Source organism: Pseudoclavibacter soli DSM 23366 (genome assembly GCF_000423505.1).
GTDB classification, from domain to species: Bacteria; Actinomycetota; Actinomycetes; order Actinomycetales; family Microbacteriaceae; genus Pseudoclavibacter_A; species Pseudoclavibacter_A soli.
Genome location: NZ_KE384027.1, coordinates 60,189 through 72,746 on the forward strand (window position 1 = coordinate 60,189; position 12,558 = coordinate 72,746).

The 12,558-nt window shown below is 61.8% G+C and carries 12 protein-coding genes and 2 tRNA genes; 5 read left to right on the plus strand and 9 right to left on the minus strand.

All coding sequences use genetic code 11. The features are described from left to right. Positions 1-39: 39 nt before the first annotated feature. Together G557_RS0107890 and G557_RS0107895 are read left to right on the plus strand one after the other, a co-directional pair. Positions 40-525, plus strand: a complete 486-nt coding sequence (locus tag G557_RS0107890; protein ID WP_028245615.1) for a hypothetical protein — start codon at positions 40-42, stop codon at positions 523-525. Positions 526-629: 104 nt separating this feature from the next. Further along, positions 630-1,088, plus strand: coding sequence for a hypothetical protein (locus tag G557_RS0107895; RefSeq protein ID WP_028245616.1), 459 nt, complete (start codon positions 630-632; stop codon positions 1,086-1,088). 216 nt (positions 1,089-1,304) lie between these two features. Here the strand turns inward: G557_RS0107895 and G557_RS0107900 are convergent. The 9 genes from G557_RS0107900 to dnaA form a co-directional block, all read right to left on the minus strand. After that, positions 1,305-1,377: transfer RNA gene (locus G557_RS0107900), tRNA-Ala, on the minus strand. Between the two features lie 52 nt (positions 1,378-1,429). Further along, a tRNA-Ile gene (locus tag G557_RS0107905) sits at positions 1,430-1,506 on the minus strand. Between the two features lie 62 nt (positions 1,507-1,568). Beyond that, the gene (locus tag G557_RS12445; RefSeq protein ID WP_051224876.1) at positions 1,569-1,976 is read right to left on the minus strand and encodes a DUF3566 domain-containing protein; all 408 of its coding nucleotides are present in this window, start codon (positions 1,974-1,976) and stop codon (positions 1,569-1,571) included. An 11-nt stretch (positions 1,977-1,987) separates the two neighbouring features. Next, complete coding sequence (gyrA, locus tag G557_RS0107915; protein WP_028245617.1) at positions 1,988-4,579, minus strand: DNA gyrase subunit A; 2,592 nt, start codon at positions 4,577-4,579, stop codon at positions 1,988-1,990. A gap of 61 nt (positions 4,580-4,640) precedes the next feature. Beyond that, the gene (gyrB, locus tag G557_RS0107920) at positions 4,641-6,587 is read right to left on the minus strand and encodes a DNA topoisomerase (ATP-hydrolyzing) subunit B (RefSeq protein WP_028245618.1); all 1,947 of its coding nucleotides are present in this window, start codon (positions 6,585-6,587) and stop codon (positions 4,641-4,643) included. A gap of 138 nt (positions 6,588-6,725) precedes the next feature. Continuing rightward, positions 6,726-7,196, minus strand: coding sequence for a DciA family protein (locus tag G557_RS0107925; RefSeq protein WP_028245619.1), 471 nt, complete (start codon positions 7,194-7,196; stop codon positions 6,726-6,728). Continuing rightward, the gene (recF, locus tag G557_RS12450) at positions 7,177-8,349 is read right to left on the minus strand and encodes a DNA replication/repair protein RecF (RefSeq protein ID WP_084627078.1); all 1,173 of its coding nucleotides are present in this window, start codon (positions 8,347-8,349) and stop codon (positions 7,177-7,179) included. The genes G557_RS0107925 and recF overlap by 20 nt, the downstream gene beginning before the upstream one ends. 9 nt (positions 8,350-8,358) lie before the next feature. After that, positions 8,359-9,498, minus strand: coding sequence for a DNA polymerase III subunit beta (gene dnaN, locus G557_RS0107935; protein ID WP_028245620.1), 1,140 nt, complete (start codon positions 9,496-9,498; stop codon positions 8,359-8,361). A 428-nt stretch (positions 9,499-9,926) separates the two neighbouring features. Next, a complete protein-coding gene (dnaA, locus tag G557_RS0107940) occupies positions 9,927-11,390 on the minus strand; it encodes a chromosomal replication initiator protein DnaA (protein WP_051224877.1) in 1,464 nt (487 codons plus the stop codon). Positions 11,391-11,689: 299 nt separating this feature from the next. On the opposite strand from dnaA, the gene rpmH reads away from it, so the two are divergent. Genes rpmH through yidD form a run of 3 tightly spaced genes read left to right on the plus strand, consistent with a single transcriptional unit; the run spans position 11,690 to position 12,558 of the window. Then, complete coding sequence (gene rpmH / locus G557_RS0107945; protein ID WP_028245622.1) at positions 11,690-11,827, plus strand: 50S ribosomal protein L34; 138 nt, start codon at positions 11,690-11,692, stop codon at positions 11,825-11,827. Between the two features lie 3 nt (positions 11,828-11,830). After that, the gene (gene rnpA / locus G557_RS0107950) at positions 11,831-12,187 is read left to right on the plus strand and encodes a ribonuclease P protein component (protein ID WP_028245623.1); all 357 of its coding nucleotides are present in this window, start codon (positions 11,831-11,833) and stop codon (positions 12,185-12,187) included. 41 nt (positions 12,188-12,228) lie between these two features. Then, positions 12,229-12,558, plus strand: a complete 330-nt coding sequence (gene yidD / locus G557_RS13765) for a membrane protein insertion efficiency factor YidD (protein WP_245542804.1) — start codon at positions 12,229-12,231, stop codon at positions 12,556-12,558.

Sequence of the window (12,558 nt, forward strand, 5' to 3'; positions counted from 1 at the left end):
GTCAGACGAAGATGGCACAATGGGCATGAGGAGGTCATCATGGCTGAGAACACATCCGAGAGCATCGAAACCCTCAAGGCTCGTCTCGAGAAGGCGGTCGGCGATTTCGAGAAATTCACCGAGCATACCGTCAAGCCGTTGGCACAAAAGGGCGCTGAGGCGGTCAAGCCCCTCGCGCAGAAGGGCGCCGATCAGGCAGGCAAGGCCGCACAGGTCGCCAAAGATCGTTTCTACGCTGATGTCGTTCCCGCCGCGGTCGCGGCAGTCGGCACAGCCAAAGCTGTGCTTGAGGCGCTCAAAGACGCCCCAGCGAGCACCGAGGTGCGCACCAAGGTCTCCGAGGGGCTTGAGAAGGCCGCCGAGGCTGCCAAGCCCGCCAAGAAGCGCGGCGTCGGTCGTTTCATCCTCATCGGTGTCGCCGCTGCAGCGGCCATCGGCGTCGGCGTTGCCGTGGTTCGCGCAGTGACCCTCGCAGATGAACACTGGATCGGCATCGACGACGAGTTCGACTCCGACGCCCAGTAGTCGCACCCAAGCGTCATCTCAGAACGCGTCTCGTGGTTTCTCACCGCAAGGCGCGTTTCTGTCATGATTGAGCCTCCACCATGTCACCTGACCCCGGAGGCAGCATGACCGAGACATCGAAAACCACCCCAGACGGGTTCAGCGAAACCGAACGCGCAGCTATGCGTCAGCGAGCCGCCGAGCTGCAGGCTCAGAAAGGCCTGAAGGGCGCCGCGAAACGAGCCCTCGACTACACCGCCTGCCTCGAGGCCATCGCAGCCCTGCCAGAGCCAGATCGGCACCTGGCTGAGCGCTACCACGTCATCGTCTCTGAAGAGGCCCCACAGCTGAATCCCAAGACATGGTACGGCTTTCCCTCCTATGCCATCGATGACCAGGTGCTGACCTTTTTTCAGTCGGCCTCGAAGTTCGACACCCGCTACGCGACCATTGGCTTCAATGACGTCGCCACGCTCGACGACGGGGCGCTCTGGCCCACGGTGTTCGCTGTCACCGAGGTGACCCCAGCGGTCGAGCAGCGGCTGCGTGCACTCGTGCGGCAAGCTACCGCGCACCAGGGGTGAAAACCCGCACCAAGAGGAATTTCGCACCAGGGGTGAACGTGTGCGGTAGGGGTGAAGGTGTGCACTGGGGGTGAAAACCCGCGGTAGGGGTGAAGAAACCCGGATTTGTGCGGTGGGGGTGAAGCTGCATCACCCCTGCCGCGCAATTTCACCCCTACCGCGCACGCGCCGCGCGCAGCGCAGGTAAAAAGGGGTGAGAGGGTGCAGCCAGAACTGTGGAGCCTAGGGGAATCGAACCCCTGACCTCCTGCTTGCAAAGCAGGCGCTCTACCAATTGAGCTAAGGCCCCGTCTCGAGATGTGGGGGAGTGGATCACAGCCTCACGCTCGATGGCTGTGTGTTGGTGGGCCTACCTGGACTTGAACCAGGGACCTCTTCGTTATCAGCGAAGCGCTCTAACCACCTGAGCTATAGGCCCGTACACAGCACTGGAAGAGTCTACCCCATCAGTGCCGCCCGACTCAAACTGAGCCGAGATTTCTACTTGGCGTTGGTGAATGTGAGCTTCAGCCCGCCCACCACGCGAGTCACCGCGTTGTAGATCACGGCAAACAGCGCGCCCACCAAAGTGCCGAAGATGACCACGACGATGCCGCCAAGCACGGCCAAGCCGAGCACCGTGCCGAAGCTGAAGATCTTGGCGATGTTCTCGGCACCGTCAGAGGTGGTGGTCGCGAACAACTCGTTGATCGGAGCAAACAGCCCGAGCTGCGCGATCAACAGCCACAGCACGAACGCCACCACGATGCCGGCGATCGCCAGCCCGAGCGAGACGAGCAGCGAAACCTTGGCGGCAGAGAGCACGTTGATGTTGACCAAGCGCAGATGCACCAGGCGACGCCCGCCGTCGGAGCTCTTACCGGTCAAGCGCTGTGCAGTCGAGTTCATCGGGGTTCCTCTCAGTGCTGCGCGCCAGCCGCCGACTCTTCAGCTGCCGGGGCGGCCTCTTCGTCGACGTCGAGGCTGCGCTCCTCGTTGCGTGCCACCGAGATCACTCGGTCGTTGTCATCGGGCCGGGCGAACACGACGCCCATGGTGTCGCGGCCCTTGGCGGGCACCTCGGCCACTGATGAGCGTATCACCTTGCCACCAGCCAACACGACGAGCACTTCGTCGGCCTCGCCCACGATCAGCGCACCCGCCAGATCACCGCGGTCGTCGTTGAGCTTGGCCACCTTGATGCCCTTGCCACCGCGCCCCTGCACTCGGTATTCGCCAACGGATGTGCGCTTGGCATAGCCGCCTTCGGTCACCACGAAGACAAATGCGTCGTCGTTCGTGCTCTCGTCGCCTTCGGTGTCATGTGCAATCACCGATGCTGACAGCAGGCAGTCGCCTTCGCGGAACGAGATGCCCTTGACGCCCGAGGTGTCACGCCCCATTGGGCGCAGCGCCTCGTCATCTGCGGTGAACCGCAGACTCAGCCCCTTGCGAGACACCAGCAGAATGTCGTCGGTGGAGTTGACCAGCAGCGCCGAGACGAGTTCGTCGCCATCGCGCAGGCTCACCGCGATGAGACCGGCCGAACGGTTCGAGTCGTAGGCGCCGAGCGCAGTCTTCTTGACCAAGCCATTGCGGGTAGCCAGCACCAAGTACTCTGCCTGCTCGTAGTCGGCCAAATCGAGCACCTGGGCGATCTTTTCATCGGGTGCCAGCGCCAGCAGATTGGCCACATGCTGGCCCTTGGAGTCACGACCAGCCTCGGGCACCTCGTAGGCCTTGGCACGGTAGACCCGGCCGGCGTCAGTGAAGAACAGCAGCCAATGGTGCGTGGTGGTCACGAACAGGTGGTCGACGATATCGTCGGCCCGCAGCTGCGCGCCCTTGACGCCCTTGCCGCCGCGGTGCTGCGAGCGGTAGTTGTCTGAGCGAGTGCGCTTGATGTAGCCCCCGCGGGTCATCGTGATGACCACTTCTTCTTCGGGAATCAGATCTTCAACCGACATATCGCCGTCGTAGCCCAGCTGAATGTGCGTGCGGCGATCGTCGCCGAACTTGTCGACGATTTCGGTGAGCTCTTCGGCGATGATCTCGCGCTGACGAGCCTCGTCGGCCAGAATCGCATGGTACTCGGCAATGCGCGCCTGCAGCTCGTTGTACTCATCGGTGATCTTCTGGCGCTCCAGGGCAGCCAGCTGACGCAGCTGCATGTTGAGAATGGCGCGCGCCTGCAGCTCGTCGATGCCAAGCAGCTTCTGCAGCCCCTCGCGGGCGATCTCGACCGTGGCGGACGCCCGAATCAGCGCGATGACCTCGTCAAGCGCGTCAAGCGCCTTGAGATAGCCCTCGAGAATGTGGGCGCGCTCTTCGGCCTTGCGCAGACGGAAGCGCGTGCGCCGCACGATGACCTCGACCTGGTGGGTGACCCACAGCGACACAAACTGGTCGATCGTGAGGGTACGCGGCACCCCATCGACCAGCGCGAGCATGTTGGCGCCGAAATTGTCTTGCAGCTGGGTGTGCTTGTACAGATTGTTAAGCACGACCTTGGCCACGGCGTCACGCTTGAGCACGATGACCAGACGCTGACCGGTACGGCCCGAGGTCTCGTCGCGAATGTCGGCAATGCCTGCGACGCGCCCATCTTTGACCAGCTCGGCGATCTTAATCGCCAAGTTGTCGGGGTTGACCTGGTACGGAAGCTCGGTGATCACCAGACAGGTGCGATTGTGAATCTCTTCGATGTTGACCACGGCACGCATGGTGATCGAACCGCGCCCGGTGCGATACGCCTGCTCGATACCCTTACGGCCGAGAATCAGGGCACCAGTGGGGAAGTCTGGGCCCTTGATGCGCTCAATCAGCGCATCCTGCAGCTGTTCGCGAGTGGCCTCCGGGTGCTGCAGATGCCAGATGGCTCCCTGGGCGACCTCACGCAGGTTGTGCGGCGGAATGTTGGTGGCCATGCCCACGGCGATGCCCACCGAGCCGTTGACCAGCAGGTTGGGAAAACGCGCCGGCAGCACGACGGGCTCTTGGGTCTTGCCGTCGTAGTTGTCTTGGAAGTCGACGGTCTCTTCGTCGATATCGCGCACCAGCTCGAGAGCCAGCGGGGCCATCTTGGTCTCGGTGTATCGCGGCGCGGCTGCGGGGTCGTTGCCCGGCGAGCCGAAGTTGCCCTGACCCAGTGCGAGCGGGTAGCGCAGGCTCCACGGCTGCACGAGGCGCACCAGGGTGTCGTAGATCGCCGAGTCACCGTGCGGGTGATACTGACCCATCACCTCACCGACCACACGCGAGCACTTGTTGAACGCCTTGTCGGGGCGGTAGCCGCCGTCGAACATGCCGTAGACCACACGACGATGCACCGGCTTCAGGCCGTCGCGCACGTCTGGCAGCGCACGCCCGACGATCACGCTCATCGCATAATCGAGGTACGACTTCTGCATCTCGACGTTGAGGTCGACCTGCGAGATCTTGCCGTGGTTGTGCTCGGGTGCGGCCGCCTGGCCCTCACCGGTGTCTTCGGGGCCCTGGGTGTCGTTCGCCATGTTCTCGTCTCTCCTGTGGTGCGATTCGTCTGCTGTGCTCACGCGCTGGCGCGTCAGATGGTCAGATGTCGAGGAATCGCACATCCTTCGCGTTCGTCTGAATGAACGAGCGACGCGACTCGACGTCTTCGCCCATGAGCACCGAGAACACCTCGTCAGCCTTGGCGGCGTCATCAAGCTGCACCTGCAGCAGCGTGCGGGTCTCGGGGTCCATCGTGGTCTCCCACAGTTCTTGGTAATTCATCTCGCCCAAGCCCTTATAGCGCTGGATGCCCGAATCTTTTGGCAGCCGATGGCCGGCTTCGCGCCCGGCGGCCAGCAATTCGTCGCGCTCGTCATCGGAATATGCGAACTCGTGCTCTTGGTCGCTCCACTTGAGCCGGTAGAGCGGTGGCTGCGCGAGGAACACGTGCCCGTGCTCGATCAGGGGCTTCATGTAGCGGAAGAAGAAGGTCAACAGCAGTGTCGCAATGTGCGCACCGTCGACGTCGGCGTCGGCCATCAACACGATCTTGTGATATCGCAGCTTCTCGTAGTTGAACTCTTCGCCGATGCCCGAGCCGAAAGCCGTGATCATGGCCTGAATCTCGTTGTTCTGCAGCGCGCGATCGAGGCGGGCCTTCTCGACGTTGAGGATCTTGCCGCGAAGCGGCAGAATCGCCTGCGTCTCGGGGTTGCGCCCCTGCACCGCCGAACCGCCAGCCGAGTCGCCCTCAACCAAGAAGATCTCGCAAATTTCGGAGTTCTTCGACGAGCAGTCTTTGAGCTTGCCGGGCATGCCGCCCGACTCGAGCACGCTCTTGCGACGGGTGGCCTCACGCGCCTTGCGCGCGGCCAAGCGGGCCTGCGATGCCTGCTGCCCCTTGCGCACGATGTCTTTGGCCTGTTGCGGGTTGCGGTCGAACCAGTCGGCAAGCTGATCGTAGGTGACCTTCTGCACAAAGGCCTTGGCCTCGGTGTTGCCGAGCTTGGTCTTGGTCTGGCCTTCGAACTGCGGTTCGCCCAGCTTGATCGAGACCACTGCAGTGAGCCCCTCGCGCACGTCGTCGCCGCTGAGGTTCTCGTCTTTGTCTTTGAGGATGCCCTTCTCGCGCCCGTACTTGTTGATCAGTGTGGTGAGCGCAGCGCGAAAACCCTCTTCGTGCGTGCCGCCCTCATGGGTGTTGATCGTGTTGGCGTAGGTGTGCACGCTCTCGGTGTATGCGCTGGTCCACTGCAGCGCGACCTCAAGCGACAGCTGCTTCTCGGGGTCTTCTGACTCGAAGTCGATGATCGGGTCGTTGATGATCTCGACCTTCTTCGACTCGTTCAAAAACTGCACGTAGTCGACTAGGCCGCGTTCGTAGTGGTAGCGCACCTCATGAGGCTCTTCGCCCCGCAGGTCGGTCAAGGTGATCGTCAGACCCTTGTTCAAAAAAGCCATCTGCTGAAAGCGCTGACGCAGCGTCTCGAAGTCGAAGACCGTGGTCTCGAAGATCTCGCCGTCGGCCCAGAACGTCTGAGAGGTGCCGGTCTCGTCAGTGGCCTCACCGCGCTCAAGGCTGCCGATGGGGTGGCCGCCCTTCTCGAACGACTGTCGCCACACGTAGCCGTCGCGCCGCACCTCGGTGTCAACTCGGGTCGACAGAGCGTTGACCACCGAAATGCCCACACCGTGCAGACCGCCTGAGACCGAGTAGCCGCCGCCGCCAAACTTGCCGCCAGCGTGCAGCACGGTCATGACCACCTCAACGGTAGACTTGTGTTCGGTAGGATGCTCCGCCACCGGGATGCCTCGGCCGTTGTCGACCACTCGCACACCGTTGTCGGGCAGCAGGGTCACCTCGATGTGTGTGGCGTACCCGGCCAGCGCCTCGTCAACACCGTTGTCGACCACTTCGTATACCAAGTGGTGCAGCCCTCGCGGGCCGGTGGAGCCGATGTACATGCCTGGGCGTTTGCGAACGGCTTCGAGCCCTTCAAGAACGGTGATGTCACTGGCGTCGTACGAGTGCGGCTGCTGCGTCATGTCTGTATGGGCTCCTTGTGTGATGCCGATCAGCCCCCGGCCGACCAGCCTGTACAGTCTACCAAGAAACGCCGTTGAGCGGCCTGTTTTCGGCCTTCTGAGCGGGTTTTTTCTTCTCTCTGGTGTGTTTCGGCCAGATCACCCATAGGTGTCGCGCGGGCCGCGCCCTGGCACCGACCGAATGCCGCGCTTCCACGAGGGCGCATCGGGGCCGATGAACCGCATATCGCTGACCTTCAGATCAGGCAGCAGCTCGGTGATGCGCCCCAGCAAGCGCGACTTCATAAGTTTGAGATTCGCCGCCCAGGCCGTAGAGGCACATTGCACCTCGACAACAGTGCCGTTGAGCCGCGCTGATGTGTGCTGAGCGACGTCGTCACCAACGATGGTGTGCCACTCAGTGGCCAGACGAGCCTTCTCGAGCGTCGGTTCCCAGCCTCGCTCATGCGCCAGGCGATCGAGCACACGACCGAGCCCACGCGGGTCACGCCCGGGTTCGAAGGCCTCCTGCCCTTGATCGGGAGTGCTCGCGGCCTTGCGACGGCGACCCGAGAAGCGACGACGAAGCCGCAGATAAACGAGCGATGCCTCATCTCTGATCTCGGCCATCCACACCCCCCTGACTCTGCGTCACAACCCCGTCACCAGTGAGCACCCCGTGGTCGACGTGCACCACACGGGTCGGTCGGTCACCAAAATGGGGCACGTCTTCGAGCACCGCGGCCGTGATGAGCACCTGCTCGTAGTCAGCAGCAAGCTCGATCAGGCGCTGGCGACGAGCACTGTCGAGCTCGGCGAACACATCGTCGAGAATCAGCACCGGGTCGCCGGCCGGGCTCACCGCGCGCAGCGCCTCGGCCCCAGCCAGACGAAACGCCAGCGCAAGCGACCAGCTCTCGCCATGGCTGGCATACTCTCTGGCCGGCAACCCGTTGATCTCGAGCAACAGGTCATCGCGGTGCGGGCCGACGCTGGTCACGCCACGATCGAGGTCATCCGTGCGCGCTGCGATCAACTGAGCTCGCAGACTCTGCGTCACCATCTCGATATCACCGTCAGCCTCAGCCACTACATTGGTCACCAATGTCGCCGTCGCTCGTGCGTCGCTGTCGGCGATCAGGTCGTAGAGCCGATTGAGTGGCTCGGCCAGGCGCTGCACCAAGTCACGCCGAGCCAGCAGAATCTGCGCTCCGAGTGCCGCCAGCTGATCGTCCCACACATCGAGGGTAGAAAGGCTGTCGGCCCCGAGGCGATTGGCTCGAGCCGACTTCAACAGGGCATTGCGCTGACGCAGCACCCGCTCGTAATCGCTCAGCGTTTCGGCGAAGCGGGCGCGCACGCCAACGCTCAGCTCGTCAAGCGCTCGGCGTCGAACCTCTGGCCCGCCCTTGACTAGAGCGAGATCTTCGGGAGCGAAGAGCACTGTAGCGAACTGGCCGGCAACTTCGCCGACCTTGCGAGCACTGCGATTCAAACGAATCTGGTTGGCCGCGCCCTCGTTGAGCTGCACATCGATCTGCAGTTGCCGACCCGCATGCACGATCGCTCCGCGAATGACCGCCTGGGCAGTGCCCGCACGCAGCAGGGGAGCAAGCGACGAGACCCGGTGCGAGCCGAAGACCGACAAATAGCGGATGGCCTCGATCAGGTTGGTTTTGCCTTGGCCGTTGCGCCCCGCAAAGACCCAGATCTGCGGACCGAGGCTCAGACGCGCATGGGTGTAGTTGCGGAAGTCGTGCACCTCCAGCGACTGCACATACACGGTGACCTGCTAGCGCAGCAGCAGGTTGGGCTGCAGCAGGTAGCGGAAGCGCGCGGGGTCGACGTCGTTTTTGCTGGTCTGCCCGGTGATCAGCACGGGTCCGGGCTTGTGCGGGTTGTCGGTCTTGGTGAAACCGAGCTTGGCGAACTCGCTGCGCGTCGAAGCCAAACCGTCGATTAAGAACTGCGGCTTGAGCGAGAGCACCACGTCGTCTCCGGTGAGGAACGCCTCGACGTGCTCGCTCGCCTGCGCCTGGTCGGAGCCCAGCGCCTCAAGGGTGACCCCATCGAGGTTGAACGTGAAGCGCAGTGGGCTGTCGCGCTCAAGCACGACCTGCACGCGACGCACGGCCTCGATGAGCTCGGCGGTGTTCACGACTGCCGAATTCTCGACGGTCTCGGGAAACAGACGACGCACCGGCGGGTAGTTGCCCTTGATCAGCAGCGACGTCACCGTGCGACGATTCGCACTGAAACCCACGATCTCTCGGTCGTCGTTCTTGACCAGGGCGATCTTGACCGTGCCCTCGTGTGCGAAGGTCTTGGCGACCTCGCTCAGGGTGCGCGCGGGCACCAGGGCGGTCTCGGTCAGCTGTGCGGTGTTGTTCCAATCGATGCCGCGCACGGCGACTCGGTAGCGGTCAGTGGCCAGGAAGGTGAGCTCTCCGTCGGCGACCTCGATCTCGACACCGGTGATGACCGGGGTCACATCGTCACGAGACGCGGCCACGGCGACCTGTGAGATGGCGTCAGAGAAGCGCTCGGCGTCGACCTCACCCGACCAGGCCTCGATCTGCGGCAGATTCGGATACTCCTCAAGGGGCATCGTGAACAGCTCGAACCGAGCCGAACCACTGGTGACCAGCAGTTTGTTGTCTTCAACAGAGAGGGTGACCTCATCGGCAGGCAGCTTGGCCGCGATGTCGTTGAGCAGCCGGCCCGAGACCAGCACACTGCCCTCGGTCTCGACGTCAGCGGCGACTGCGGTCTGAGACGAGACCTCGTAATCAAAGGAGGCCAGGTTCAGATCTGAGCCGACGGCCTCAAGCAGGATGCCACCCAGGATGGGCAGTGTGGTGCGCTGAGGCAAGAGCTTGACGGCGAATGAGACAGCCTCGGCGAGCAGGTCACGATTGATCTGGAGTTTCACGACGCCTTCTTCTCGAAACACATGTGCCAACAGGCAGCAGGGCGCTGAAGACACAAAAACGGTGCTGACATTGTCTCACAGATGAGAGGTGTGTCGGTCGGCGAGATTTTGGTCACATGACGTATAGACGCGGGGAACACAACTCCGCTCAAGGTTCGTGGAATTCTCGTCGTCTGCAATGGAATTACATCAATCGCAATAACTCCTGTGGATTCCGTGGATGAATCTCGGAATCCCTTGTAATTCGCGAGAATCACATCCGTGTAAGTTGTGCACAGCTTGTGGAGAGAGCTGTGGAAAAACTCTTGTGGATAATTTTGCCGTGGCTGAATTACACAGATAAGACGTGGTTATCCACTGATTTCGACAGTTTTCCACAAGCCTGTGGAGAACTCTGTGGGTATTGCGAAGAAAAGGGTGTGGAAAAGTCAGCGATGTGCCTGTTTAACGGCAGTCGAGATATCGGTGACCTGGGTGTAGATGTTGCGACGCTCCTGCATGAGGCGAGCAATCTTGTTGTTGGCGTACATCACGGTGGTGTGGTCGCGATTGCCGAACAGCTGCCCGATCTTGGGCAGCGAGAGACTGGTCAGCTCACGGCAGATGTACATAGCGATCTGGCGGGCGAGCGCGATCTGCTGCGCCCTTGAGCTGCCGGTGATGTCGCTGACGCGCAGTGAGAAGTAGTTCGCGGTGGTCTGAATGATCGTCTCGGGGTCGATGACGTTGTCGTCGGCCAGGGTGATCATGTCTTTGAGGGCAGCCTGCGCGACTTGGAAGTCGACTGGGCGCTGTTCGATGCTGGCATAAGCGATAACCCGCAGCAGGGTGCCTTCGAGCTCGCGAATGTTCGACGAGACGCGACTGGCGATCAGCTCCAAAATGTCATCGGGTACGGCGCTGTGCTCGCTTTCGGCTTTGCGACGCAGGATGGCGATGCGCGTTTCGAGGTCGGGTGCCTGTACGTCGGTGGTCAGGCCCCATTCAAAGCGTGAAGTCATGCGCTCTTGAAAGCCGGTCAGCTGCTTTGGGGGCAGATCACTGGTGATCACCAGCTGCTTGTTGTGATCGTGCAGGGTGTTGAACGTATGAAAGAACGCTTCTTGGGTCGAGTCTTTGCCCTGCAGAAACTGAATGTCGTCGATCAGCAGAATATCGATGTCGCGATAGCGAGACTGAAACTCGGCGGTCTCATTGCGCTGAATTGAGTTGATGAAGTCGTTGGTGAACTCCTCTGAGCTCACATAGAGCACCCGAATGCCAGGAAACAGACTGATGGCGTAGTGGCCGATCGCGTGCAGCAGGTGGGTTTTGCCCAAGCCCGACTCGCCATAGATGAACAGGGGGTTGTACGCCTTAGCGGGTGTCTCTGCCACTGCGAACGCAGCGGCGTGCGAGAAGCGATTCGAAGCGCCGATGACGAAGTTGTCAAAGGTGTACTTCGGGTTCAGGCGAGAGTTCTTGGCGTTGCTGGTGGGTGTAGCGGCCGGCTGTGCAGGTTGCGCAGACACTACCGGCACGAAGCCAGTGGGCTCAGGTTCGGCTGGAGCGGTCACCAGAGCTGGAGCCGTTGTTGGTTCGGCCGGGTGAGTGACGTGTTCGGGGGCGCTGCGCAGTGACGAGTTGACCACTACTGCGAATGAGGTGATCACCGGGGTCTCTTGCACGACAGGCAGTGCGTCGATCAGGGGGCCGCGTGCCCGGTGCTCGATCATCTCGCGGGCGAGCTCGTCGGGTACCTCGAGAAAGATGGTGTCTCCGATGACGCCCTTTGGGTGGATGAGGCCCACGAAACCAGAGAGCTGGCCAGAGATGCGTTCATCTGTGCGCAAAGTGTTGAGAATCTCGGCCCAGAAGCCTTCGAGGTCGGCAGTCGCGTCGATATGCGGCATGCCTGCTCCCTGGGCGTCTTGAGAATTCCACAGAGTTTTGCACAGGGTTTCTCACATGTGTATAACTGTGGAAAGCGACTCGTTCCAAGCCGCTGTCGATACGCTACCGTGCTCTGCCCAATCATGGCAAATCAATTTCACAGCGTCATCGGCGTGTCATTGCGCAAACCGCATTGCAGCCAGTGATACTTGAGGGTTGCCGTTTTCCGCAGCTTGACCTGACCCCCCGCTTCGGATAGGTTTAAACGCTAGTTGCCCGACTCGCTGGCCGAGTCACACACAAACTTTCGGAGATACTCATGAGCAAGCGCACTTTCCAGCCCAACAACCGTCGTCGTGCCAAGAAGCACGGCTTCCGTGCCCGCATGGCCACCCGCGCCGGCCGTTCGATCCTGAACGCCCGTCGTCGCAAGGGCCGTACCGAACTCGCTGCGTAACACATGCTCGATCGGGCTCACCGCCTGAGGGCAGGCAGCGACTTTGCCCAGGTGAGCCGACGTGGTCGCCGTGCGCACACCGCTCATCTGATCGTGCATTTGCTGCGCACTGATGCGCAGCATGTCACACGCGTGGGTTTCGTCACCAGCAAGGCCGTGGGCAACGCGGTTACTCGCAACCTCGTCAAGCGCAGGCTTCGCGAGATCGCTCGAGAGCTGCTGCGCGAGCATCCGAGCGGCCTCGACGTGGTGGTACGAGCTCGCCCTGGCGCAGCCGAGGCAACCTTTGCCCAGCTGCGTGAGCAGGTGCTGTCAGCGGCGAGTGATCACAGAGGGCATGAGAGCAGGAGACCTTCATGAATGTGAGAGTGGTGCTGATGCGTGCCGCCGCATTCGTCTGGATGCTGCCGCGTAACGTCGCCATTTTCGTACTTCGGCTTTGGCGCAGATTCGTCTCTCCACTTTATGGTGACGTCTGTCGCTTTTATCCCACCTGCTCCGCTTATGCGGTCGAGGCTTACCAGCAGCGAGGCTTTGTGGTCGCAACCGGTCTTGTAACCTGGCGCCTACTGCGTTGCAATCCCTTTGGCAAGGGGGGCATAGAACCTGTGCCACATCGCCATGAGGGTTCTGGGCAATCTGATCTCACGTTCGGCCACGGTCGACTTCGTGTTCCGGCTCCCGTGCTGAGCACCGGCATCGGCACCCTTCCCCCGCAGAGAGAGAGTTGA